Here is a 24,830-nt window from a genome sequence, read left to right as displayed (position 1 = left end):
GGCGCCCTCGTGCGTGCCGGGGATGCTCGGGGGATGCTCAGGCGCGCTCGGCGAGCGCGCGGGACTTCACGCCCTCGATGTGCTCAGCCATGAGCTTGCGGGCCAGGTCGGCGTCGCCGGAGCGCAGCGCGTCCAGGACCGCGCGGTGCTCGCGCACCGCGACCTCCTTGTCGGTGACGCCGCGGCCGGAGAACTGCCGGAAGCGCTGCAGCAGGCCGCCGAGCGCGGCGTAGGCCGCGTGCAGGTAGCCGTTGTCCGCCGCCTCCGCCACCAGCTCGTGGAACCGCTCGTCGGCGGCCCAGTAGTCGCGGAAGTCCTGGTAGGTGGGGCCGTTCGGCGCCGCCTCGAGGTCGGCGACGGCCTGCTCGAGCGCCGCGAGGAACTCCGGGCCGCCGCGCTGGCACGCGTACCACGCGTTGACCGGCTCGACGGCGAGCCGCGCGTCCATGAGGTCGGCCAGCTCCTTGACGGTGGGCTCGGGCGCCACCGAGTAGCCGCGCAGCGCGACCCGCCGCACCATGCCCGTCGCCTCCAGGCGGGCCAGCGCCTCGCGCACCGGGGTGGGCGAGACGTCGAGCTGGCGCGCCAGGCCGTCGATGTTGAGGTTGCTGCCCGCCGGCAGGCTGCCGTCGAGCAGCATCGTCAGCAGCTGGTCGAAGACGTGGTCGGCGAGCACCCGGCGCCGGACCGGGCCGACGCCCGCGGCGGGACGGGGGGAGGACACGGCGAGATTCTATCGGTGCAGGCCATCGCGCCCGACGGCGTCTCAGCGGGGTTCCGGCGCCGCCGCGGTGCCGCCGCAGCGCCGCCTCAGACGTGCAGCAGCCGCGTGCCCGCCCCGCGGTGGGCCCGCTCGAGCACCGCGGCGTAGCCGGCCAGCATCCGCACGTGGCTGAACCGCGCCCGGGCCGCGGTCAGCGCCGGCGTCAGCTCGTCCCGGCGCGCGGCCGCCTCGATCCACGTCGCCGCGATCTCGGCGGGGTCGAACCCGGTGACGAACCCGATCCCGTGGACGATGCGCGCGCTGTCCCCCACGGGCGTGGTCACGGGCACGGCGCCGCACATCGCGCCCTCGATGAGGCACAGCGGCGCGGCCTCCCCGAACAGCGAGGTGAGGGCGACGACGTCGGCCATGGCGTAGACGAGCTCCATGTCCGCGCGCACGCCGAGCGGGTGCACCCGCTCGAGCAGGTCGGGGCGGTCGCCGAAGGCCAGCTCCAGCTCGGCCACCAGGTCGGCGTTGGCGGGGCTCATGCCGGCGCCGCACATGACCACGTGGCCGAGGCGGTCGCGCTCGAGGTACCGGCGGGCCGCCGCGACGAGCAGGCCGGGGTTCTTCATGGTGTCGTACCGGGCGGCGTAGACGACGACGTTCGCGTCCGCCGGCAGCCCGGCGGCGCCGCGCAGCGCCAGGCGGCGCGCCCCGGACACCGGCCGGAACCGGGCCAGGTTGATGCCGTTGGGGACGACGCGCAGCAGGCTCGCCGGCACGCCGGCGCGCAGGTACGCGTCGCGCGTGGACTCGGCGCAGCACACGACGGCGGCGAGCCGGCCGGTGTCGGCGGCCACCAGCAGGTCGTCGAGCGCGGTGCCGGAGTTCTCGGGGTCGGACCGGTGCAGGCACGCGACGACGGGCCGGTCCGGGAAGCCGGCCTGGTTGACCAGCCGCAGCGGCTGCTCCTTGAGGGACATCACCACGTGCGCCGCGCGGGCGTGGTGGGCGGCGACCTCCATCTCGGCCGGCGTGAAGGACCGGGGGTCGTGGTCCCCGTCGGTCGTGCGGCCGAGCGAGGCGACCCGCACGCCCGCGGCGCGCAGGGTGCGGTAGCGCTGGTCGTCCTCCATCCGCTGCAGCGTGGCCTCCCGGCGCACCTCCTGGTGGATGCTCAGCGCCGCGTGCTGCTGGCGCCCACCGGTGTGCAGGCCGGCCACCACCGTGGTGTGCAGGGCGCGGGCGCCGCCCGCGAAGAAGCCCTCGTACACCGACAGGATCCGCAGGGCACCGGCCCCGGACGTGCGCTGGGTCATCGAACCACCTCCGCGCCCAGCGTCATGGCGCCAGGTGAGGAGGGCATGACCGTGCTGTTAACTTCCGATGACGTTCTCCGGGGGCGCCACGGTGGCGAGCGCGCGGATGTCCCGCTCGGCCTGCGCGGGCGGCACCGGCCGGCAGCCCTGGGCCACCCAGCGCGCCACCGTCGCGGGCTCGGACCGCAGCAGCGCCCAGCCGCGGCGCAGCAGCGTCGGCACCGGCTTGCGGGCCTCCGCCACGTCACGCAGGAACCGGAACCAGAACGACACCAGGCGGGGGCGGCGCAGGCAGATCGCGTCCGCCAGGATGCCCTCGGCGCGGCAGGCCGCCACCAGCTCGGCCGCGAAGACGCCCTCGGCGACCACGAGCGGGGCACCGGCGGTGTCGAGCACGGTGGTCCCGGTGCGCCGGTTGGTCGGGATGTCGTAGACCGGCACCTCGGCGCGTCCCGACGTCGCCAGGGTGCGCAGCGCCTCGAGCGCCCCCTCGCGGTCCCAGCTGCCGGCGTCGTCCCAGTCGACGATGCCGAACCGCCGCGGCAGCCCTGGGTGGTCGCCGTCCAGGTAGAAGTCGTCGAGCATGACCGCGGGCAGGCCCAGGCGGCGCACGAGCGCCGACTTGCCGGAGCCGGACGGGCCGGTCAGCAGCACCACCCGCACGCGCGGGCGGCGGGCCTCGGGCGGGACGTCGAACAGCGCGTCGGGCACGAGCGCGTCGGGCACCGGCGCATCGTGCTGAGGGGCGGTCGCGGCGGAGTCGGTCACGGGTGTCCATTCTCCGCGATCCTCCGGGGTGCCCGCCCGGTGCCGCCCGGTGCACGCCCGGTGCCGGCCCGAGGGCGGGTCGGGAACGGTCGGGAGCGGCCCGGCGGCGGCGACGTAGCCTGACGCCGTGCGCGCTCACGAACGGGTCCTCGCCCGCATCGAGGCAGACCTCGCGGCCGGCCGGTGGGCCCTCGGCGAGCGGCTGCCGGGGGAGCGCGCCCTCGCGGCGGAGCTGGGGGTGTCGCGGCCGTCGGTGCGCGAGGCCGTCCGCGTGCTCGAGGCGATGGGCATCGTGCGCACCGCCGTCGGCTCGGGCCCCGACGCCGGGGCCACGGTGGTCGACCGGCCCGCGGCCGGGCTCGGGGCTGCCGTCCGGCTCCACGTGGCGTCCGGCGCGCTGCCGGTCGGCGACGTCGTCGCGACCCGGGCCGTGCTCGAGGTGTGGGCGGTCGGGCAGGCCGCGGCCCGGTCCGGCGACGACGGCAGCAGCGACGGCGACCTGCGGGAGCTGCGCGAGCTGCTCGAGGCGATGCGCGCCCCCGGGCTCGACGTGCCGGAGCTCGTGGCCCTCGACCAGGACTTCCATCTGGCGCTCGTGCGCCGGTGCGGCAACCCGCTGGTCGAGGCGATCCTCGCGGGGCTGCGCTCGGCGGTGGGCTCCTACGTCGTCGAGGGCGCGCGGCGGCTGCCGGCGTGGCCGGAGCACGCAGCGCGGCTGGGGGAGGAGCACGCGCAGATCCTCGCCGCCGTCCGCGCCGGCGACGCCGCGGCCGCGCAGGAACGCACGCGGCGGCACATCTGGGCGTTCTACGAGGAGACCGGGCTGGCGACGGCCGACCGCGCCCGGCACGACGGCGTGCGGCCCGACGCTCCGGGCACCTGACGGCGCGGCCGGCGGGCGGGGCCGGCCGGCCCGGAGCCGTCGTCAGCCCGCGGCCGGCGCGGTGGCGCGCGCGACGACGGCGCAGCGGTCCTCGTCGTGCGCGACGGCGTCCGCGGCCCGCTCGAGCAGCGCCCGCAGGGCCGCCCGCTCGCCCTCGGCCAGCCCGCCGAGCAGCTCCGCCTCGGCCTGGCGCACGCGGGCGTCGACCGCCTCCAGCACGCCGCGCCCGTGGTCGGTGGCCACGATGCGCCGGGCGCGACGGTCGGCGGGGTCCTGCCGGCGCTCGACCAGGCCGCACCCCTCGAACGCGTCGATGAGGTAGGTCATCACGGTGCGGTCGATGCCCAGCCGGGCGGCGAGGGCAGCCTGCGTCGGCGGGGCGTCGTGCACCACGGCGGCGAGCACCTGGTAGCCGCGGGTGCCGTGGGGCAGGTCGCCGGCGACGTCGTCCACCCGCGCGCTCCACTCCCGCAGCAGCGCGGCGAGCGACCAGCCGAGCGCCGACGGGCGCGTCGCGGCGGCCTCCCGGGCGGCTGACCCTGGGGTCGCTGCGGGTTCTGCCGGGGCGGGTGGATGGGCGGACGGCATGGGGTCGATGGTAGTCGGGAACACGCCGACACGCAGACGAGTTGCCGTTGATATCGTCTGCTCCACAGACGATCTCCGTCCGAGCGAGGAAGCGACGCGCATGCCCGACTACGGCCACGACCTGGTGTTCGGCACCTTCATCACGCCCACGAACGCCGACCCGCAGGGCCCCGTGCGCCTGGCGCGGCTGACGGAGGAGGCCGGGCTCGACCTGGTCACGTTCCAGGACCACCCCTACCAGCCGGCCTTCCTCGACACCTGGACGCTGCTGACCTGGGCCGCCGCGCAGACCTCCCGCGTCACGCTCGCCGGGAACGTGCTCAACGTGCCCCTGCGCCCGCCGGCGGTGCTGGCCCGTGCCGCCGCGAGCCTCGACCTGCTCTCCGGCGGCCGCGTGGCCCTCGGCCTCGGAGCCGGCGGGTTCTGGGACGCGATCGAGGCCATGGGCGCCCGCCGGCTGTCCCCGGGCGAGTCGGTGGAGGCGCTCGCGGAGGCGATCGAGGTCATCCGGGCGCTGTGGGACACCGGCACGCGCCTGCCGGTGCGCGTCGAGGGCACCCACCACCGCGTCGTCGGCGCCAAGCGCGGGCCGGCGCCGGCGCACGACGTGCCGATCTGGCTCGGGGCGTACAAGCCGCGGATGCTGCGGCTGGTGGGCACCGCGGCGGACGGCTGGCTGCCGTCGGAGGGCTACCTGAAGCCCGGCGACCTGCGGCGCGGCAACGCGGTGATCGACGAGGCGGCGCTCGGTGCCGGCCGCGACCCGGCCGAGGTGCGCCGCCTGCTCAACGTCACCCCGCCGGACGGCGCCGTGGCCGACTGGGTCGACCGGCTCGTGCGGCTGGCGCTCGAGGACGGCATCGGCACGTTCGTCGTCGCGACCGACGACCCCGACCTGATCCGCCGCGTCGGCGAGGAGGTGGCGCCCGCGGTGCGGGAGCAGGTCGCCAAGGAGCGCGAGGCCGCGGGCACGACGCCGGCCGCCGCGCGCCGCGGCGCCCGCGCCGTCGCCCTGCGCCGCCCCGGCATCGACTACGCGGCGGTGCCGGCGGCGCTCGCCGAGCGCGCCGTCGAGCCGGGCGACCGGGCGTACGCCGGCCTGCGGCACAACTACCTGCGCAGCGGTGCGCCGGGGCTGATCCTGCGCCCGCGCGACCCGCAGGAGGTGGCGCAGGCGCTGGCGTACGCCCGCGCCCAGGACGTGCCGCTCGGCGTCCGCTCCGCGGGCCACGGCATCAGCGGGCGGTCCACCAACGACGGCGGCGTCGTCGTCGACCTCGGCGCCCTCGACCGGATCGAGGTGCTCGACGAGGCCACCCGCCGGGTGCGGGTCGGGGCGGGGGCGACCTGGGGCCGAGTCGCCCAGGAGCTGGCGCCGCGCGGCTGGGCGATCACGTCGGGCGACTACGGCGGCGTGGGCGTCGGCGGGCTGGCCACGACGGCCGGCATCGGCCTGCTCGGCCGCCTGCAGGGGCTGACCATCGACCACGTGGTGGCCGCCGACGTCGTCACCGCCGACGGCCGGCTGGTGCGCGCGTCCGCCGACGAGAACCCCGAGCTGTTCTGGGGGCTGCGCGGCGCCGGGGCGAACCTCGGCGTCGTCACGTCCTTCGAGCTCGAGGCCGGCCCGGTCGGGGACGTCGTCTACTCGCAGATGGCCCTGGACGCCACGGACACCGCCGGCGTGCTCGAGCGCTGGGCGGCGGCGGTCGAGGACGCCCCGCGCGAGCTGACCAGCTTCCTCATCCTCTCGCCCGGCGGCGGGCGGCGCGGCGGGGCGCCGGTGGCGCAGCTGATGACGGTGTGGGCGAACGACGACGCGACGGCCGCGGTGGCCGAGCTGGAGCGGCTCGCCGACGCCGGGCCGGTGCTCCAGCACCAGGCGTACCTGCTGCCGTACTCGGCGGTGGTCTCGCCGGCCGAGCGGCACCACACCGGCGGCGGCGACCCGGTGGTGCGCTCGGGGCTGGTCGAGCACCTCGACCAGGGCGTCGCGCGGGCCTTCGAGCGCGTCGCGGCGTCCGGGGCTGCGTACTTCCTCCAGGTGCGCGCCACCGGCGGTGCGGCGCACGACGTCGCGCCTGACGCCACGGCGTACGCCCACCGGCACCAGAACTTCCTGCTGTCCGCCATGGGCTCGTCGCACGAGGACCTGGACCCGCTGTGGGACGGCGAGATGGGCCCCCGCACGGACGGGCTGTACCTGTCGTTCGACACCGACACCCGACCCGAGCGGCTGACCGACGCGTTCCCGGGCGAGACGCTCACGCGCCTGCGCCGGCTCAAGCGGGACTGGGACCCCGACAACGTGTTCCGGGCCAACTTCCCGATCCCGCCCGCCGAGGACTGAGCCGCGAGCGAGGACGGCCGCGAGCGGGGAGCCGCCCCGGGCGCGGGCCCGGGCCGCAGGTCACGGCCCCGGAGGCGGGCGGCGTCGGCGGCGGCGGGTACGGTGCCGGGCGTGGATCTCGACGCCGCCGCCTCGCTGGCCCGCCGCGTGCTCGACGAGCACGGGCTCGACGGGTGGGCGTTCGGGTGGGACCGTGCCCGGCGCCGCGCCGGCCAGTGCCGCCACGACCTGCGGCGCATCACGCTGTCCCGGGACCTCACCGCGCTGCACGACGAGGCCGAGGTGCGCGAAACCGTGCTGCACGAGGTCGCGCACGCGCTCGTCGGGCCGCGCCACGGGCACGACGCCGTCTGGCGCGCGACCGCGGTGCGGATCGGCGCCACCGGCCGGCGCACCGTCGACCCGGCAGCGCCGTCGGTCGAGGGCGACTGGGTGGGGGTGTGCCCGGCGGGCCACCGCGTGACGCGGTTCCGGCGCCCGTCCCGGCCGCTGTCGTGCGGGCGCTGCGCGAGCCGGTTCGACGTGCGGTACCTGTACGCCTGGACCTACCGGGACGAGCCCGTGGTGCCGTGGAAGGCGCGGCCGCGGCGCTAGCCGGGCGGCCGGGCGGTCACGCTCAGGCGTCCGCGAGCGGCCGGTGCGCGTTGCCGACGACGCCGTAGCGGCGCAGGTGGAACCGCATCCGGTCGGCGACGAAGAGCTCGGTGGCGGCCTCGACCGGCCGGTGCGCGGCGTCGAGGGTGAGCCGGGTCAGCCGCACCAGCGCCGTGCCCGGCGCGACGCCCAGCAGCCCGGCCTGCTCGGCAGTGGCGTAGTCGACCTCGAGGCTCTCGTCGGTCAGCTGCGGTGCGACGCCGTAGACCTCGCGGAAGCAGCGGTACAGGGCGGACAGGTCCTGCCGGTCCAGGCCGGGGAACAGCGCCGCCGGCACCCGCGTGTCCTCGACGCTGAGCCCGGTCCCGTCGGCCCGGCGCAGCCGCACCAGGTGGTAGACGCCGTCGCCGGGCGCGAGCCGCAGCCGTCGCCGGTCGGCCGGCGAGGCCACGGTCAGCTCCGCCCGCAGCACGTGGGTCTCCAGCCGGACCCCCTGCACGCGCGTGATGTCGGGCAGGCCCTCGATGGTGTTGAGGTTGCGCTCGATCCGCCCGTCGGAGGCGAACACGCCGCCGCCGCGGCCGATCCGGCGGCGCACGAGGCCCTCCGCCTGCAGCAGGTCGAGGGCCTCGCGCAGCCGGGTGCGGCTCACGCCCAGCTCGGCCGCCAGCGAGCGCTCGTCCCCGAGCCGGTCGCCCGGGGCCAGCTCCGCCCGGCGCATCATGCCGCGCAGCCGCCCGGCCACCGGACCGGCAGCCGGGACGCCGGGGCGTGCGGCGGTGCTGTCGTCGGTCACGGCCGTACGGTACGCACGGCCCCCTCGAGCTCGGTCAGGAGCCACGCGGCGTCGTCCTCGGAGAAGACCAGCGGCGGGCGCAGCTTCAGCACGTTGCCGCCGCCGCCGCACACGGAGGTCAGCACGCGCCGGGCCCGCAGCTCCTCCACGACGTCGAGCGCCAGGTCGCGCGCGGGGGAGCCGTCCTCGGGAGAGACCACCTCGAGCCCGACGTACAGGCCGGCACCGCGGACCTGGCCGAGGCAGTCGTGCTGCGCGGCGAGATCCCGCAGCCCGGCCAGGAGCGCCGACCCCACGAGATCGGCGCGCATCTGCAGGTCCTCCTCGCGGATGACGTCGAGCACCGCCTGGGCCGCCGCGACCGACACCGGGTTGCCGCCGAACGTGTTGAAGTACGGCAGGTCGTCGGCGAACGCCGCCAGCACCTCCGGCCGGGCCGCCATGCCGGACACCGGGATGCCGTTGCCCATGGGCTTGCCGGTGGTGACGAGGTCGGGTACCACGCCGTGGCGCTCGAAGCCCCAGAACGCCTGGCCGGTGCGGGCGAAGCCGGGCTGCACCTCGTCGGCGACGAACACGCCGCCGGCGCGGTGCACCACCTCGATCGCCGGGGCGAGGAACCCGGCGGGGTCGGGGAAGACGCCGTCGGAGGAGAAGATCGAGTCCGCGAGGAAGGCGGCGAACCCGACGCCCGACCGTTCGAGGTCGGCGATCTGCTCGGCGACCCGGTCGGCGAACCACGCGCCCAGATCCTGGTCGCCGGCGAGCCGCGCGTCCGGCTCGGGCACGGTGCGCATCCAGGGCGCGAGGTCCTGGGCGGTGCCGAGCGCGGGGGAGAGCCGGGAGACCACGGCGGTGTTGCCGTGGTACGCCTCGGCGCTGACGACGACCCCGCGCCTGCCCGTGTACGCCTGGGCGACCCGCACGGCCAGGTCGTTCGCCTCCGACCCGGTGCACATCAGCATGAGCCGGCCGATCTCGGCCGGCATGGTGCCCAGGAGGTCCTCGGCGTAGTCGAGCACCGCCTCGTGCAGGTAACGGGTGTGCGTGTTGAGGGTGCTCACCTGCCGCGTCACGGCATCGACCACCCGCGGGTGGCAGTGCCCGACCGAGGCGACGTTGTTGTAGACGTCCAGGTAGCGCTCGCCGTCGGCGTCGTACAGGTACGCCCCCCGGCCGCGGACCAGGTGCACGGGGTCGCGGTAGAACAGCCGGTACGCCGGGCCGAGCAGGTCGGCGCGGCGCCGGGTCATCGCCAGCGTCTCGGCGGTCAGCCCCTGGGCCGTCTCCGGCCGGAAGCTGTTGGTGTCCATGATCGTGGAACGGGTCGCCACGGTGGGTCCTTTCGGGTCGCTCGGCGAGCCGCCCGGCTCCGCCTCGCCGTCGGGACGTCCCGACGGTGCTCATCCTCCCCAGCGCCGGCCCGCGGGGGACAGGGCCGGCCGTTAAGGCCCGGTAACGGCGCGGGGCGCCACGTAAACGGTCGGTCACGGCGCGCGGGCCACGTAAAACCTCGGTTGCGCGGGGGCCCCGGCCCTTGCCGCGGGGCGGGCCGGGGCGCGAGGGTTCCGACGAGCCGCCCGCTCCCCTCGTGCGCCACCGTCCGCCCCGGCGGACCCGCTGACTGCGAGGGAAGACATGACCGACACCATGACGCAGCCCGCGCACCCCGCCGCGGGGGAGCCCGTCTCGCTCGCCGCGTTCGACGCGCTCGCCAAGGGCGCGCCGGCGCCGTACTGGCTGCACCGCGGCGTGTGCGCCGCCTGGGGCCTGGACCCGATGCGCGTCGACATGCCGCTGATCACGGTCTCCGAGAACGCGACGTTCCGGCTGGACGTCGACGGGGACCCCGTCGGCGTCGTGCGGGTGAGCCAGCCCGGCTACGTCGGGGGCCCGGAGGCGATCAGCTCCGAGATCGCGTGGCTCAGCGCCCTGCACGAGCTGGACGAGGTCAACCTCATCCTCCCGGTGCCCACCCAGCGCGGGGCGTACGCCGCCGTCGTCAAGGACACCCGGGGCAACACCTGGGCCTGCGTGAGCACGCGGTACGTGCCGGGCCGGGTGCTCGAGGACCTGCCCGACCCGGCGTCGTACTACCGCGTCATCGGCCGCTGGAGCGCGCTGTTCCACGAGCACGCGCGCCGGTGGACGCCGCCGCCCGGCTTCACCCGGTTCACCTGGGCGATCGAGGACATGGTCGGCCCGACGTGCCGGTGGGGCCGGTGGGAGGACGCGGTCACGGACCCGGCCGACACCGCGCTGCTCGTCCGCGCCCAGGAGCGCGCCGTCGCCCTGCTGGCCGACCTCGATCGCGACGAGCGCGGCTGGGGGCTCATCCACGCCGACCTGCGCCCGTCGAACATCCTCGCCGACGGCGACCGGCTGACGGTCATCGACTTCGACGACTGCGGGTTCGGCTACTACCTGTACGACTACGCCGCCGCGCTGTCCTTCGTCGAGCACGAGCCGTACGCCCCGGCCATGGCCCGGGCCTGGATGGCCGGGTACGGGGAGGTCGCGCCGCTCGACTCCGACGACGTGCGCCACGCCAGCGCCCTGTCGATGCTGCGGCGCCTGACGATGCTCGGCTGGACCACCAACCACCGGCCCGACGCGCTGCCGCCAGGGCTCCACGCGGCCCAGCTGCCCGGCACCCTCGACGTCGCCCGCCGGTTCCTCGCCTCGCCCACCTGGCTCCTCGACTGAGCCGTCCCGCCGCTCCCGTCCCCCAGCACCGCCCCGGAAGGACCAGCCATGACCGTCATCGACCGCGCCTCGGCCGCCACCGCCGACGCCACCTACTTCGCGGAACGCTCCCTGCGCCGCGGCGCCGCCGGCTGGGTGCTGCTCGCCGGCCTCGGCGTCTCCTACGTCATCTCGGGCGACTTCTCCGGCTGGAACCTGGGCCTCGCCCAGGGCGGCTGGGGCGGCCTGCTCATCGCGTTCGTGGCCATGGGCGTGATGTACGCGTGCATGGTGTTCGGCTTGGCGGAGATGTCCTCCGCGCTGCCCACGGCCGGCGCCGGGTACGGGTTCGCCCGCCGGGCGCTGGGCCGCCTCGGCGGCTTCGCCACCGGCATGGCGATCCTCATCGAGTACGCGATCGCGCCCGCCGCGATCGCGGTCTTCATCGGCGGCTACGTGGAGTCGCTCGGCCTGTTCGGGCTCACCAGCAGCTGGCCGGTCTATCTCGCCTGCTTCGCGATCTTCATCGGCATCCACCTGGTCGGCGTGGGCGAGGCCCTCAAGGCGATGTTCGCCATCAGCGCCGTCGCCGTGGTCGCGCTCGTGGTGTTCGCGGCCGGGATGGTGGGCAGCTTCGACGTCGACAACCTCTTCGACATCGTGCCGACGCAGGCCGCCGGCGCCAGCACGTTCCTGCCGTTCGGCTGGTCCGGGGCCGTGGCGGCGCTGGTGTTCGGCATCTGGTTCTTCCTCGCCATCGAGGGCGTGCCGCTGGCCGCCGAGGAGGCCTCCGACCCGCGCCGCGACCTGCCCCGCGGGATCATCGCCGGGATGGGCGTGCTGGTGGTCACCGGGCTCACCGTGCTCCTGCTCGCCCCCGGCGGGGCCGGGTCCGCCGCGATGGCGGACTCCGGCAGCCCGCTGCCGGACGCGCTCGCCGCCGTCGGACAGCCCGGCCTGGCCACCTTCGTCAACTACGCGGGCCTGGCCGGCCTGGTCGCCTCGTTCTTCTCGATCGTCTACGCATACTCGCGCCAGCTGTTCGCGCTCTCGCGCGCCGGCTACCTGCCGCGCTGGCTGTCCGTGACCAGCGCGCGCAAGACGCCCACCTGGGCGCTCGTGGTCCCCGGCGCCGTCGGCTTCGTGCTGGCCGCGACCATCCAGGACGGCGACCAGCTCATCAACATCGCGGTGTTCGGGGCGGCGGTCTCCTACGTCCTGCTGAACCTGTCGCACATCGTCCTGCGGGTGCGCGAGCCGGAGATGCCCCGCGCCTACCGCACCCCGGGCGGCGTGGTCACCACGGGCTTGGCGCTCGTGCTGTCGCTGGTCGCCGTGGTCGCGACGTTCGTCGTCGACCCGTTGGCGGCCGGCGTCACGGCGGCGATCTTCGCCGCCTCCCTGGCCTACTTCTGGTTCTGGAGCCGCCACCGCCTCGTCGCCAACGCGCCGGAGGAGGAGTTCGACCAGCTCGCCGCCGCGGAGTCGGCGCTGCGCTGACGCCGGGCCGGCCGGCACCCGGGCCGCAGCGCGCCGCGGCTGGCGCGCTGCGGCCCGTGCCGGCCCGGGACGGGGCAGGATGGGCCCATGCCTCTCGCACCCCGGTACGTCGCCGACGACGGCCGCTACGACGCCATGCCCTACCGCCGGGTGGGCCGCTCCGGCCTGCACCTGCCCGCGCTGTCGCTCGGCCTGTGGCACAACTTCGGCGACACGACGCCGTTCGCCACCCAGCGCGACGTCGTGCGCCGCGCCTTCGACCTCGGCGTCACCCACTTCGACCTCGCCAACAACTACGGCCCGCCCTACGGCTCGGCGGAGGAGAACTTCGGCCGCCTCATGGCCAAGGACCTGCGCCCGTACCGCGACGAGCTGGTGATCTCCACCAAGGCCGGCTACGACATGTGGCCCGGCCCGTACGGCGACCACGGCTCGCGCAAGTACCTGCTCGACTCGCTCGACCAGTCGCTGGCCCGGATGGGGCTCGACCACGTCGACGTCTTCTACCACCACCGGCCAGACCCGGACACGCCGCTGGAGGAGACGATGGGCGCGCTCGCGTCGGCCGTGGCCGCGGGCAAGGCGCGCTACGTCGGCGTCTCCAACTACTCGCCGGCGCGCACCCGCGAGGCCGCCCGGATCCTCGCCGACCTGGGCACCCCGCTCGTGCTGCACCAGCCCAGCTACTCGATGTTCAACCGGCACGTCGAGATCGCGGAGCGCGACGACGCCTACGACGGGCCGCAGACCGAGTCGCTGCTCGACGTCGCCGGCGAGGTGGGCGTGGGCATGATCGTGTTCTCGCCGCTGCAGCAGGGGCTGCTCACCGACCGGTACCTGTCGGGCGCCGCGCCGGAGGGCTCGCGCGCCGCGCGGCCGGACTCGCCGTTCCTGTCGTCGTCGAACCTCTCGGAGACCTACCTGGAGCGCGCCCGGGCGCTCAACGAGGTCGCCGCCGGGCGCGGCCAGTCGCTCGCCCAGCTCGCGCTGTCCTGGGTGCTGCGCGACGCCCGCGTGACCTCGGCGCTCGTCGGCGCCTCGAGCGTGGCCCAGCTCGAGGACAACGTCGCCGCGCTGAGCGCGCCGCCGCTGAGCGACGACGAGCTCGCGGCGATCGAGCCGCACGCCGTGGACGGCACCGGCCGCTGACCGTCGAGGACAGCTGATCGTCGTGGGTACAGGACACGCCGGGCGATCCGCGGATCGCCCGGCGTGTCCTGCACCCACAACCCCTGTACCCACGACGTGGAGGGAGGTCGCGTGGGCGTCTGCTGGTTCGTCGGGCTGACGACGCTCGACGTCGTGCACCGGGCCGCCGCGCCGCCCGGGCGCAACCGCAAGATCACCGCGAGCCGGCAGGACGTGGCCGCGGGCGGCCCCGCCGCCAACGCCGCGGTCACCGCGGCCGCGCTCGGCGTGCGGGCCGTGCTGGTCACCGCGCTCGGCACCGGGCCCGTCGCGACGGCGGCTCGCGCCGACCTCGAGGCGCACGGCGTCGAGGTGCTCGACGTCGTCGCCGGCCCGGTCGCGGCCGGTGACGCCGGGCCGCCCGCCGAGGACGCCGCGGCGTTCCCGCTCGCCGTCTCGGCCGTGCTCGTGGACGAGGCGACGGGGGAGCGGTCCGTCGTCTCGGCCGACGCCGCCCTGGCCGCCGCGCCCGCGCCGACGCCCGAGGCGCTGGCCGCGCTGCCGCGGCCCGACGCCGTGCTGCTCGACGGGCACCACCCGGCGATCGCGCGCGCGGTGCTGGCGCACCTCGACGCGCTGGGCACCACGCCGCGGCGGTTCCCGCCCGAGGACCTGCCCGACGTCACCGACGCCCAGGATCTCGCCGCGAGCGCGGCAGACGCCGGGCCGGCCGCGGGGGCCGCGGCGGGCGCCGTGCCGGGCGCGGCCGGACGCCCGTTCGTCGTGCTCGACTGCGGGCGGTGGCGCCCGCTGTTCGCCGAGCTGCTCCCCGCCGCTGACGTCGCGGCGTGCTCGGCGGACTTCGCGATCCCCGGCGAGGCGCTGCCCGCCCGCGTCGCGCCCGGGCTCGGTCTCCTCGGGCCGTCGCCGCTCACCGCCTCCGCCGCGGCGGAGCCCGGCGTCGCGCCGCCCTCGCCCGGCCGGCGCACGGTGGCGGCCGTCCTCGCGCTCGGGGCCCGCGCCGCCGTCGTCACGCACGGGCCGGGTCCGGTGGACCTCGAGACGACCGCGTTCACGTTCCCCGACGGCAGCCCCTACGGGCAGACGACCCAGGTCTCCGGCGTCGCCGCCGTCGACACCCTCGGGGCGGGCGACGCGTTCCACGGCGCGCTGACCGCGGCACTGGCGTCGGGCCGGCGGCTCACCGACGCGGTCGAGGTCGCCGCCGGGGTCGGCTCGCAGCGTGTGCAGCACGTGGGACCGCGTTCCTGGCTGGCCGCCGTCGACCCCCTTCCCGAGACCGAGGAGCCCTGATGCCCCGCGCCCTCGTCCTCGCCGGCCGCGGCCGGTACGAGGACCCCTGGCACGACCACGCCGCCACGTCGCACCGGCTCGCCCTCGTGCTCGCCGCGCTGCCGGGCCTCGACGTCGAGGTGCGGTCGACGTTCCCGCAGGCCCTCGCCGACCTGGACGCCGTCGACCTGCTGGTGGTGAACGCTGGCACGTCCCAGCCCGGCTACCGCGAGGCGGGGATCGACGCCGACGCCGACTGGGCGCCGTTCCACGCCGGGCTGGCGGCGTGGGCAGGCGCGGGCGGCCGGCTGCTCGCCGTCCACCAGTCCGCCAACACCTTCGAGCCGGGGTTCGAGGCGGTGCTCGGCGGCCGGTGGGTCGAGGGCGTCTCGGGGCACCCGCCGATCGGGGACGCCGTGCTCGAGCTCGCGGTCGGCGCCCACCCCGTCACCGAGGGGCTCGGCCGCGTCGAGGCGTTCGACGAGCGGTACTGCGGGCTGCGCGTGGCGCCCTCGGCCCAGGTGCTGGGCTGGGTGCGCGACGACGACGGCGCCCGGCACCCCGCGCTGTGGGTCCACGAGGCGCACGGCGGGCGCACCGTCTACTCGGGCCTGGGCCACGACGCGCGCTCCTACGACGCCCCGGGCCACCAGGAGCTGCTGCTGCGCGCGGCGTCCTGGCTGCTGGCCCCCTGAGCGTCCCGCGGCCCGCCTCCCCGAGCTGTCAGAACGAGGGCGCGCAATAGCCTGCGCTGGTTCTGACAGCCCGGGTGGCCCGGCGGCGTGTCAGTACGAGGGCGCGCTATAGCCCGCGCTGGTTCTGACAAGCGCTGGTTCTGACAACCCGGCGGAGCGGGACGGCGGCGGGAGGGTGCGTCAGGCGCCCGGGAACCCCTGCTGTCGCCACGCCTCGTAGGTGACGATCGAGGCGGCGTTGGTGAGGTTGAGCGACCGGCGCCCGGCCAGCATCGGGATGCGCACCCGGTCGGTGACCCGCGGGTGGGCCATGACCTCCTCGGGCAGGCCGGTCGGCTCGGGCCCGAACAGCAGCACGTCCCCGGGCCGGTACGCGACGTCGGTGTACACCGTGTCCGCGTGCGCGGTGAACGCGAACACCCGCGCGCCGGGCAGCGCCGCCAGCGCGGCGTCGAAGTCGGGGTGCACGTCCATCACCGCCAGGTCGTGGTAGTCCAGGCCGGCGCGGCGCAGCTTGGACTCCTCGAGGTCGAACCCCAGCGGCTCCACCAGGTGCAGGCGGGCGCCGGTCACGGCGGCCAGCCGGATCGCCGAGCCCGTGTTCCCGGCGATCCGCGGCTCGAAGTACACGACGTGCGCGAACGCCGACGGCGGCGCGGGCGGCGCCGTCACGTGCGGGTTGGCGGCGGGCGGTCGTGAGCTCTGCGGGTCGGTCGGCACGACGGCGATTGTCCCACCGCGAGGAGGGTGGCCGTCAGCCCGGCGGCCCGCGCCGGGCCGCGCGCGGCGGCTGCTCAGCGCCCCGAGGCCTCGCCCGCGGCGTCGTGCCGCGGCGCCGGCGCCGCGGCGGCCTGCCCGTCGTGACCCCCGTCGTGACCCTCGCCATGACCCTCGCCGTGGCCCTCGCCGTGACCCCTGCGACCGAACGGCAGCACGTGCATCACGGCCACCACGACCGCGCCGACGACGACGCCGACCACGGCCGAGCACAGCGTGTTGAACAGCCAGGCGAGCACGCCGCCGACGCCGGCGACCGCGTGGTGGATGCTCTCCTCGACGTGGTGCACGGCCTCGTACGGCGCGTGCAGGCCGAGCTCGTCGGCGCCGGTCAGCAGGATGTGGCCGCCGACCCACAGCATGGCCACCGTGCCGACGACGGAGATCACCGCCATCACGCGCGGCATGGCGCTGACGAGCCCGCGCCCGAACCGCTGGGCGGCGGGCGACCGGCGTCGCGAGAGCGTCAGGCCCATGTCGTCCATCTTCACCAGCAGCCCGACCACGCCGTACACAGCCACGGTGATGACGACCGCCACCACCGCGAGGATCGCCAGGCGGGACCAGAAGCCCTGCTCGGCGACCTCGTTGAGCGCGATCACCATGATCTCGGCCGACAGGATGAGGTCGGTGCGCACGGCGCTGGAGATCACCGTCTTCTCGGCGTCCGGGCCGACCTCGGCCGCGGGAGCGGCGTGGTCGTCGTGCCCGCGCAGGCGCCCCCAGATCTTCTCCGCGCCCTCGAAGGCGAGGTAGGTGCCGCCGAGCATGAGGATCGGCGTCAGCAGCCACTCGGCCCACTGGCTGAGGACCAGGGCCACCGGCAGGATGATCAGCAGCTTGTTGCGGATGGAGCCGATCGCGATCTTCTTGACGATCGGCAGCTCCCGCGCCGGGCTGACGCCCTGCACGTACTGCGGCGTCACCGCGGTGTCGTCGACGACGACGCCCGCGGCCTTGGCGGTGGCGCGCCCGGCGGCGGCGCCGACGTCGTCGATCGAGGCGGCCGCCAGCTTGGCGAGGGCGGCGACGTCGTCGAGCAGGCCGAGCAGGCCGGCGCTCACCGGGCAGCCCCCGTCGTCGAGAGCTCGCTCGTGCCGCGGGGCGTGACGGACCCCGCGGGGGGCGCCGGGACGCGAGAAGGTGCCATGCCGGAAGCCTAGAGGAGGTGTGCGCCGCCCGTTCCGTGCGAGCGGTCGTATGCTCGGCCCATGCTCACGCGCGCGTCCTGGTGGTGGCTGCCTCCGCAGCCCTGACCCGCCGCGCCTGACGAGCCGAGTCCCGAGCTGCCGCCGCAGCCCGGGACCCGCGCCGTCCGTGGTCCCCGGCGCGTCGGCGGCTCCCGTCCGAAGGGGAGCCCCATGACCACCACGACCAGCACCACCACCGGCGCCGCGACCACCGGCGCCGCCACCACGCCGTCGGCGCTCGCCGCCCAGGCCCGCAGCGCGGAGCTCGAGGCCGAGATCGCGCGCGACCCGTCGCGCTTCCGCGTCCTGACCGGCGACCGTCCCACCGGCGCGCTGCACCTCGGCCACTACCTGGCGACCGTGGCCAACCGCGTTCGCCTGCAGCGCCTCGGCGTCGAGCTGTTCCTGGTCGTCGCGGACTACCAGGTCATCACCGACCGCGACGACGCCGGCGACCTGCCGGCCGCGGTGCGCGACGTCCTCCTGGACCAGCTCGCCGCCGGCATCGACCCCGACCGCACCACGGTGCTCACGCACTCGGCCGTGCCGGCGCTCAACCAGCTCATGCTCCCGTTCCTGTCGCTCGTGACGGTCGCCGAGCTGGAGCGCAACCCCACGGTGAAGGCCGAGGCGCTCGACGCCGAGCGCCGCCAGGGGCGCGGGATGTCCGGCCTGCTGTTCACCTACCCGGTGCACCAGGCGTGCGACATCCTCTTCTGCCACGGCAACCTCGTGCCGGTGGGCCTGGACCAGCTGCCGCACCTGGAGGTCACCCGCACCGTCGCCCGCCGGTTCAACCAGCGCTACAGCGCGGCGCGGCCGTACTTCCCCGAGCCGGAGGCGCTGCTGGCGCCGTCGCCCACGGTGCTCGGCGACGACGGCCGCAAGATGTCGAAGTCGCGCGGCAACGCGCTCGAGCTGCGCGCCGACGAGGACGAGACCGCCCGGTTCTTCCGCCGCGCCCGCACCGACGCCGAGCGCCACATCACCTACGAGCCCGAGCGGCGTCCGGAGGTCGCGAACCTGCTGGAGATCGGCGCGCACTTCGCCGCGACGACGCCGCAGGCGCTCGCGGAGCAGGTCGGTGCCGCCGGGGCGGGGCGGCTCAAGCAGCTCGTCACCGACGCCGTCGTCGAGGGCCTGCGGCCGCTGCGGGCCCGGCGGCACGAGCTCGTCGCCGCGGGGCCCGCCGTCGTCGGCGAGGTGCTGGCGCGGGGCAACGCCCGCGCCAACGCGATCGCGGACGCCACGCTCGCCGACGTCCGCGGCCTCATGGGCACGGCGTACTGACCTCAGCGCGTGGGCGAGCGACGCGAGCGTCGGGGCCGTCGCGGACATGCCTCGGGTCCGCGACGGCCCCCGACGCTCGCGGGTCGGGGGCTTCGCCCGGCCGAGCCGGGCAGCGCCGGCTCAGCCGCCCGCGGCCTCGAGCCGGGCGCGCAGCGCGGCGAGCTGCTCGCGCAGCCGGGCCGGGACCCGGTCGCCGAAGGTGTCGAAGAACTCCTCGGTCAGGTCCGCCTCGGCCAGCCACGGCCCGGCCGGCACGTCGAGCAGCGCGGCGAGGTCCTCGGCCGGCAGGTCGAGGCCGTCGACGTCGAGGGCGCCCGGGGCGGGGAGCAGGCCCACGGGCGAGGAGACGGCGCCGCCGTCGGCCGAGGCGTCGCCGCGCAGCCCCCGCGCGGCCTCGAGCCGGTCCACGATCCAGGCCACCACGCGGGAGTTCTCGCCGAACCCGGGCCACAGGAACCGGCCGTCGGCACCGCGGCGGAACCAGTTGACCTGGAACACCTGCGGGCGGGCGGCGGCGTCGAGCCCGTCGCCGACCTCCAGCCAGTGGGCCCAGTGGTCGGCCATGTTGTAGCCGCAGAACGGCAGCATCGCGAACGGGTCGCGGCGCAGCTCACCGAGCGCGCCCTCGGCAGCGGCCGTGCGCTCGGAGCTGATGGTCGCGCCGAGGAACACCCCGTGGTCCCACCCGGTGGCCTGGACGACGAGCGGCACGTTGGACGCCCGGCGGCCGCCGAAGACGATCGCGTCGACCGGCACGCCCGCCGGGTCCTCCCAGTCGGCGGCGATGGTCGGGCACTGCGCCGCGGCCACGGTGAACCGGGAGTTCGGGTGGGCGGCCGGGCGGCCCGCCTCGCCGTCGGCAGGCGTCCAGTCCCGCCCGGTCCAGTCGACCAGGTGCGCCGGCGGCTCGGGCGTCAGGCCCTCCCACCACACGTCGCCGTCGTCGGTGAGTGCCACGTTGGTGAAGATGACGTCGCGGGCCAGCGTCGCGACGGCGGTCGGGTTCGTCTCGACGCCCGTGCCCGGCGCGACGCCGAAGAAGCCGGCCTCGGGGTTGATGGCGCGCAGCCGGCCGTCGGGGCCCGGGCGCATCCACACGATGTCGTCGCCGAGCGTCTCGACCCGCCAGCCCGGGATCGTGGGCTGCAGCATCGCGAGGTTGGTCTTGCCGCAGGCGCTGGGGAAGGCTGCCGCCAGGTGGTACGTGCGCCCCTGCGGCGAGGTGACCTTGATGAGCAGCATGTGCTCGGCGAGCCAGCCCTCGTCGCGGGCCATGGCCGAGGCGATGCGCAGGGCGAAGCACTTCTTGCCCAGCAGCGCGTTGCCGCCGTAGCCCGAGCCGTAGGACCAGATCTCCCGCGACTCGGGGAAGTGGGCGATGTACTTCGTGTCGTTGCACGGCCACGGCACGTCGGCGCTCCGGCGCCCGTCGTCGTCGACCAGCGGTGCGCCGACCGAGTGCACCGCCGGCACCCACTGCTGCCCGGCGTCGACGAGGTCGAGCACCCGCGGCGACACCCGGGTCATCACGTGCATCGACACCACGACGTACGGCGAGTCGGTGATCTCGACGCCGACCTGGGAGATCGGCCCGCCGACCGGCCCCATGGAGAACGGGACCACGTACATCGTGCGGCCGCGCATCGCGCCGGCGAACACGTCGCGCAGCTCGACGCGCATGCCGGCGGGCGCCCGCCAGTTGTTGGTGGGCCCGGCGTCCTCCTCGCGGCGCGAGCAGATGAACGTGCGCGACTCGACGCGGGCGACGTCGGACGGGTTCGACCGGGCGAGGTACGAGCCCGGCCGCTTGGCCTCGTCCAGCTTGACCAGCGTGCCGGCGGCGACCATCTCGTCGAGCAGGCGCTGCTTCTCGGCCGCGGAGCCGTCGCACCACACGACGCGGTCGGGCTCGGTCAGCGCGGCCACCTCGGCGACCCAGGCGCGCACGTCGCCGCCGCCGGCCGGCAGCCCCGCGGGTGCCCCGGTGCCGGCGAGGTCGGTGACGTCACCGACGAGCTCGGCGACCAGGCGCGTGCGGTGGGGGAGCGGTCGGAACGACATGGTGGGGCCTCCGGAGCGGTCTCGGGCGAGGTGCGTGGCACGCCTCGCGGGCTCCCTTCCACTCTCGGCGCCCGCGAGCACCGATTTCCACTGCTACGGCCGTGAAGATTCGCCATTCTTGACGTAGCGTGAATCCATGGCGCCGAGGACGACGACCGACCGGCCCGCCGGCGACGGCGCGGGACCGGACCTGCTGATGCTGGGCCGCCGCATCCGCCACCTGCGCACCGCCCGCGGCCTGACGCTGGACGCGCTGGGGGAGCGGGTGGGCAGCGCCCCGAGCCTGCTGTCGCTCGTGGAGAACGGCCGGCGCGAGCCGCGGCTGTCGCTGCTGCGCGACCTCGCCGACGCCCTCGGCGTCCGGGTGGGCGACCTGCTCGCCGACGAGGCGCCGGACCGCCGCGCCGAGCTGGAGATCGCGCTGGAGCGCGCCCAGCGCGGCCGCCTGTTCGCCGAGCTGGGCCTCCCGGCGGTGAAGCCGAGCCAGCGGCTGCCCCTGCCGGTGCTCGAGCAGCTCGTCGGGCTGCACCGGGAGATCGCCCGCCGCGCGGAGGAGGCGATCGCCACGCCGGAGGAGGCGCGCCGGGCGAACACGGAGCTGCGCCTCGAGCGCCAGGCGCGAGGCAACTACTACGGCGAGATCGAGGACCTGGCCGAGGACCTCATCGGTCGCGCCGGGTACGCCGGCGGCGGGGCGGTCACCCACCGCACGGTGGCGCGCCTGGCCGAGTCGCTCGGGTTCACCATCCTGCACGTCACGGACCTGCCGCGGTCGGCGCGCACGGTCACCGACCTGAGGAACGGGCGGATCTACCTGCCGCAGGCCTCGATCCCCGGCGGCCACGGGCTGCGCTCGCTCGCGCTGCAGGCGATCGCCCACCGGGTGCTGGAGCACGAGCGGCCGCGCTCGTACGCGGAGTTCCTGCGTCAGCGCGTGGAGATCACCTACTTCGCCGCCGCCTGCCTGGCGCCGCGCTCGGCGGCGGTGACGTTCCTCCAGGCCCGCAAGCGGGAGAAGGACCTGGCGGTCGAGGACTTCCGCGACACGTTCGGCCTCACGCACGAGGCCGCGGCGATGCGGTTGACCAACCTCGCCACCGAGCACCTCGGCATCCCGCTGCACTTCCTGCGGGTGGGCGACGACGGCGCGCTCTTCCGCGGCTACGCCAACGACGGCCTGCCGCTGCCCCAGGACGTCACCGGCGCCATCGAGGGCCAGCTCGTGTGCCGGCGCTGGGCGGCGCGCGAGGCGTTCGCGCGCCGCGACCGGGCCACGGAGTTCTACCAGTACACGGACACACCGAACGGCACGTACTGGGACTCCGTGCAGACGGGCACCCGGGGCACCGACAGCGCCGGCACGTCGGCCGGCTTCGGCGCCGGGGCGTTCTCCATCACGGTGGGCGTGCCGTTCGCGCACGCCAAGTGGTTCCGCGGGCGCGACACGCAGGTGCGGCAGGCCTCCCGCTGCCCCGACCCGGCGTGCTGCCAGCTCCCGCCGGCGAGCCTCGCGGAGCGCTGGGCGGCCGGCTCGTGGCCGAGCGCGCGCATGCACCAGCAGGTGCTCGCCGCGCTGCCCCGCGGCGCCTTCCCGGGCGTCGACGACACCGAGGTGTTCGCGTTCCTCGAGCGGCACGCCCCGCGCGCCGAGCAGGGCGCCGAGCAGGGCGCCGAGCAGGGCGCCGAGCAGGGCTGAGGCGAGCCCCAGCGAGCGCGCGGCAGGACGTCGGCGCGCGGCCGCCGGGTGATATTCGCTCCGGTGGCCCGGCGGAGGGGTGCGCGCACGCTACGTTTCCCCTGCTCGACCGAGCATTCCTACAAGGGGGAACGAGATGACTCTGCGTCGCACCGTCGCGACCCTCGCCGCAGCAGCAGTGCTCGCGACGACGGGTGCGCTGGTCGCCCCGGCCGCCCAGGCCGCGGACAACCTGGGCAAGTGGTACTACCTCAGCAACGGCACCAAGGGCGGCCCTGCGGACGTCACGTTCGCCTACGGCCGCTCGGACGACGTGACGCTCATCGGCGACTGGGACGGCGACGGCAAGGACACCCTCGCGGTGCGCCGCGGCGCCACCTACTACCTGACGAACCAGGCCACCGGGGGCGCCGCGAGCACGGTGTTCACGTACGGCAAGCCGGGCGACACCGTGCTGGTGGGCGACTGGAACGGTGACCGCAAGGACACTCTCGCGGTGCGCCGCGCGGCCACGTACTACCTCACCAACGGCACCCGGGGCGGCAAGGCCGACACGGTGTTCACGTACGGCAAGCCGGGCGACACCGTGCTGGTGGGCGACTGGAACGGTGACCGCAAGGACACTCTCGCGGTGCGCCGCGCGGCCACGTACTACCTCACCAACGGCACCCGGGGCGGCAAGGCCGACACGGTGTTCACGTACGGCAAGCCGGGCGACACCGTGCTGGTGGGCGACTGGAACGGTGACCGCAAGGACACCCTGGGCGTCCGCCGGGTGCAGGGCCCGACGCCCAGCAGCGGCGGCGCTGCGACCATCAAGGGCGACGGCACCTACCGCGTCGGGACCGAGGTCGCGCCCGGCCGGTACAAGGCGCGGGTGCCGGCGGACAGCTGGCTGTGCTACTGGGCCTCCGCCCGGGACGCGCGGGGCGAGGACATCGTCGCCAACGACGTCGCCCTCCCGGGCGAGACCTTGTACTGGGACATCACCGCCTCCGTCCCGTGGGTCGAGACCGACGGGTGCGGCACCTGGACGAAGGTCAGCGCCGACGACGCCCCGCGACTCGTCTCGCCGATCCGGGACGGCTTCTACCGTGTGGGCATCGACATCGCGCCAGGGACCTACCAGGCCACGGTGCCGGCGGACGACCTCTGCTACGTGGAGTCGCTCAGCGCCTTCGACGGTGACCTCGACAGCGTCATCGCGAACGACCTCGCGGACGCGGGGACGCGCATCACGTGGGCGATCGAGCCGGGCGACGAGGGCTTCCGCGCGGCCGGCTGCGGCACCTGGACGCGCACGGACACGCTGCGGATGTCGGCGGCCGGCGACGCGGACGACGTCGTGACGCGGCAGGACGGCCACGTGGTCGAGCGCCCGGAGCTGGTTCCCGCGCTCGACTGACGCTCACCACCCACGACGCGGGGCGCGCGACCACGGGTCGTGCGCCCCGCTCGTCGTGGCGGCGGCTCAGCGGAAGCGCTGGGCGGCGAGCGGCGCGGCCTCGGCGAGCCCGCGGACGGCGGGGTGCGCACCGTCCGCCACGGACAGCACGTCGCCGAGCGCCCCGGAGGCCACGAAGACGCCGTCGGCCAGGACGTGCACGGTGGGGCACAGGCGGCCGACGAGCTCGACGTCGTGCGAGACCAGCAGCACGGCGGTGCCGTCCGCGCGGGTGGTCTCGGTGAGCCTGCGGGCGATCTCGCCGCGCATGCCGGGGTCGACGGCGGTCAGCGGCTCGTCGAGCAGCAGCACGTCCGGGCGAGTGGCCAGCGCGAGCGCCAGGGCGAGGCGCTGACGCTCCCCGCCGGACAGGGACTGCACGGTGCGGGTGGCGAACCGCGGCTCGAGCGCGACGTCGTCGAGCAGGTCGGCGCCGTCGCGCCCGCCGGTGCGGCCCGCCTTGCGGGCGTCGGCGAGCGCCGCCGCGAGGGCGCGCTCGACGGTCCAGCGCAGGTCGACGTCGAGCCCCTGCTGGGCGACGGTGCGCACGGCGCCGCGGAAGCGGCGCTTGTCCCGTCGGCCGAGCCGCGACACGGTGCGCCCCTCGAAGGTCACGTGCCCGGAGGTGGGGCGCACCTGCCCGAGCAGCGCCTGCACCAGCGTCGACTTCCCGGCGCCCGACTCGCCGAGCACGCCGACGGGCGCGCCGCCCGGCGCGAGCTCGAGGCTCACCCCGCGCAGGACGGCGGGGCCGCCGTAGCCGGCGACCAGCTCCTCGGCGCGCAGGATCGGGGTGGCGGCGTTGGTGCTCATGGGTTCGCTCTCCGTGCTTCGCTGTCCGTGGTGGGGTGGCGCGGCGACCGTCGGCTCCGGCGACTGTCCGACGAACGGTAGCCCGCCCGGGTTCCCGTACGGCGCGGTCGCGCCGCACGGACCGGCACCGAGAACGGTTGCCCCGGGCGTGTTATCGCTCACATTCCGCCCGGAGAGGCGCCTGTCGACATGCGCCGGCGGAGGGCGCGTCCTTATGGTCCTGGGCGGCCCCGGAGGGACTGGGCCCCGGG

Annotated in this window: 21 protein-coding genes; 11 read left to right on the top strand and 10 right to left on the bottom strand. The window is 76.0% G+C overall.

What is annotated here, in order from left to right; all coding sequences use genetic code 11:
• Positions 1-37: 37 nt before the first annotated feature.
• The 3 genes from GSF02_RS01085 to GSF02_RS01075 form a co-directional block, all read right to left on the bottom strand.
• On the bottom strand, positions 38-724 hold the full coding sequence (locus tag GSF02_RS01085) for a GntR family transcriptional regulator (RefSeq protein ID WP_159791854.1): 687 nt from the start codon (positions 722-724) through the stop codon (positions 38-40).
• An 86-nt stretch (positions 725-810) separates the two neighbouring features.
• Entirely contained in the window at positions 811-2,028 is a 1,218-nt protein-coding gene (locus tag GSF02_RS01080; RefSeq protein WP_201308717.1) for a glycosyltransferase, read from the bottom strand.
• 57 nt (positions 2,029-2,085) lie between these two features.
• Entirely contained in the window at positions 2,086-2,796 is a 711-nt protein-coding gene (locus GSF02_RS01075; protein WP_328798982.1) for a uridine kinase family protein, read from the bottom strand.
• Positions 2,797-2,923: 127 nt separating this feature from the next.
• On the opposite strand from GSF02_RS01075, the gene GSF02_RS01070 reads away from it, so the two are divergent.
• Positions 2,924-3,679: a FadR/GntR family transcriptional regulator gene (locus GSF02_RS01070; protein ID WP_159791852.1), complete on the top strand. Its 756-nt coding sequence runs from the start codon at positions 2,924-2,926 to the stop codon at positions 3,677-3,679.
• Between the two features lie 42 nt (positions 3,680-3,721).
• Here the strand turns inward: GSF02_RS01070 and GSF02_RS01065 are convergent, their stop codons facing one another.
• Complete coding sequence (locus GSF02_RS01065) at positions 3,722-4,267, bottom strand: MarR family winged helix-turn-helix transcriptional regulator (RefSeq protein WP_159791850.1); 546 nt, start codon at positions 4,265-4,267, stop codon at positions 3,722-3,724.
• A 100-nt stretch (positions 4,268-4,367) separates the two neighbouring features.
• Here GSF02_RS01065 and GSF02_RS01060 point away from each other — a divergent pair, with 100 nt between their 5' ends.
• Positions 4,368-6,617, top strand: coding sequence for an LLM class flavin-dependent oxidoreductase (locus GSF02_RS01060; protein ID WP_159791848.1), 2,250 nt, complete (start codon positions 4,368-4,370; stop codon positions 6,615-6,617).
• Between the two features lie 111 nt (positions 6,618-6,728).
• Positions 6,729-7,211 carry a SprT-like domain-containing protein gene (locus tag GSF02_RS01055; protein WP_159791846.1) on the top strand — a complete coding sequence of 161 codons (483 nt, stop codon included), beginning with the start codon at positions 6,729-6,731 and terminating at the stop codon, positions 7,209-7,211.
• 22 nt (positions 7,212-7,233) lie between these two features.
• Here the strand turns inward: GSF02_RS01055 and GSF02_RS01050 are convergent, their stop codons facing one another.
• Together GSF02_RS01050 and GSF02_RS01045 are read right to left on the bottom strand one after the other, a co-directional pair.
• On the bottom strand, positions 7,234-8,007 hold the full coding sequence (locus tag GSF02_RS01050) for a GntR family transcriptional regulator (protein WP_159791844.1): 774 nt from the start codon (positions 8,005-8,007) through the stop codon (positions 7,234-7,236).
• Positions 8,004-9,341, bottom strand: coding sequence for an aspartate aminotransferase family protein (locus GSF02_RS01045; protein WP_159791842.1), 1,338 nt, complete (start codon positions 9,339-9,341; stop codon positions 8,004-8,006). The genes GSF02_RS01050 and GSF02_RS01045 overlap by 4 nt, the downstream gene beginning before the upstream one ends.
• A gap of 304 nt (positions 9,342-9,645) precedes the next feature.
• Between GSF02_RS01045 and GSF02_RS01040 the strand changes: the two genes are divergently transcribed.
• The 5 genes from GSF02_RS01040 to GSF02_RS01020 all read left to right on the top strand — a co-directional run bounded on the left by GSF02_RS01040 (position 9,646) and on the right by GSF02_RS01020 (position 15,308).
• Positions 9,646-10,713, top strand: a complete 1,068-nt coding sequence (locus GSF02_RS01040) for a phosphotransferase enzyme family protein (protein WP_201308716.1) — start codon at positions 9,646-9,648, stop codon at positions 10,711-10,713.
• Between the two features lie 48 nt (positions 10,714-10,761).
• On the top strand, positions 10,762-12,192 hold the full coding sequence (gene eat, locus GSF02_RS01035) for an ethanolamine permease (protein WP_159791840.1): 1,431 nt from the start codon (positions 10,762-10,764) through the stop codon (positions 12,190-12,192).
• Between the two features lie 87 nt (positions 12,193-12,279).
• Positions 12,280-13,341 (top strand): aldo/keto reductase, encoded by a 1,062-nt coding sequence (locus tag GSF02_RS01030; protein WP_159791838.1) that lies wholly within the window; start codon positions 12,280-12,282, stop codon positions 13,339-13,341.
• A gap of 111 nt (positions 13,342-13,452) precedes the next feature.
• Positions 13,453-14,634, top strand: coding sequence for a PfkB family carbohydrate kinase (locus tag GSF02_RS01025; protein WP_159791836.1), 1,182 nt, complete (start codon positions 13,453-13,455; stop codon positions 14,632-14,634).
• A complete protein-coding gene (locus tag GSF02_RS01020; protein ID WP_159791834.1) occupies positions 14,634-15,308 on the top strand; it encodes a ThuA domain-containing protein in 675 nt (224 codons plus the stop codon). The genes GSF02_RS01025 and GSF02_RS01020 overlap by 1 nt, the downstream gene beginning before the upstream one ends.
• Before the next feature lie 180 nt (positions 15,309-15,488).
• On the opposite strand, the gene GSF02_RS01015 is transcribed toward GSF02_RS01020, so the two are convergent.
• Together GSF02_RS01015 and GSF02_RS01010 are read right to left on the bottom strand one after the other, a co-directional pair.
• Positions 15,489-15,980 carry a tRNA (cytidine(34)-2'-O)-methyltransferase gene (locus GSF02_RS01015; protein ID WP_159792107.1) on the bottom strand — a complete coding sequence of 164 codons (492 nt, stop codon included), beginning with the start codon at positions 15,978-15,980 and terminating at the stop codon, positions 15,489-15,491.
• 122 nt (positions 15,981-16,102) lie between these two features.
• Positions 16,103-17,149 (bottom strand): DUF808 domain-containing protein, encoded by a 1,047-nt coding sequence (locus GSF02_RS01010; protein WP_159791832.1) that lies wholly within the window; start codon positions 17,147-17,149, stop codon positions 16,103-16,105.
• A gap of 297 nt (positions 17,150-17,446) precedes the next feature.
• Here GSF02_RS01010 and trpS point away from each other — a divergent pair, with 297 nt between their 5' ends.
• The gene (trpS, locus tag GSF02_RS01005) at positions 17,447-18,565 is read left to right on the top strand and encodes a tryptophan--tRNA ligase (protein WP_159791830.1); all 1,119 of its coding nucleotides are present in this window, start codon (positions 17,447-17,449) and stop codon (positions 18,563-18,565) included.
• 120 nt (positions 18,566-18,685) lie between these two features.
• Here trpS and GSF02_RS01000 read toward each other — a convergent pair whose 3' ends face one another.
• Entirely contained in the window at positions 18,686-20,626 is a 1,941-nt protein-coding gene (locus tag GSF02_RS01000) for a phosphoenolpyruvate carboxykinase (GTP) (protein ID WP_159791828.1), read from the bottom strand.
• Positions 20,627-20,762: 136 nt separating this feature from the next.
• Here GSF02_RS01000 and GSF02_RS00995 point away from each other — a divergent pair, with 136 nt between their 5' ends.
• Positions 20,763-22,322: a helix-turn-helix domain-containing protein gene (locus GSF02_RS00995; protein WP_159791826.1), complete on the top strand. Its 1,560-nt coding sequence runs from the start codon at positions 20,763-20,765 to the stop codon at positions 22,320-22,322.
• A 136-nt stretch (positions 22,323-22,458) separates the two neighbouring features.
• Positions 22,459-23,727, top strand: coding sequence for a hypothetical protein (locus GSF02_RS00990; RefSeq protein WP_159791824.1), 1,269 nt, complete (start codon positions 22,459-22,461; stop codon positions 23,725-23,727).
• A gap of 66 nt (positions 23,728-23,793) precedes the next feature.
• On the opposite strand, the gene GSF02_RS00985 is transcribed toward GSF02_RS00990, so the two are convergent.
• Complete coding sequence (locus GSF02_RS00985) at positions 23,794-24,579, bottom strand: ABC transporter ATP-binding protein (protein WP_159791822.1); 786 nt, start codon at positions 24,577-24,579, stop codon at positions 23,794-23,796.
• Positions 24,580-24,830 lie beyond the last annotated feature (251 nt).

The sequence above is a fragment of the Puerhibacterium puerhi genome, assembly GCF_009846865.1.
GTDB lineage: Bacteria > Actinomycetota > Actinomycetes > Actinomycetales > Cellulomonadaceae > Puerhibacterium > Puerhibacterium puerhi.
Note: the sequence above shows the minus strand (reverse complement) of the source record. Positions and strands in the feature narration are given on the sequence as shown.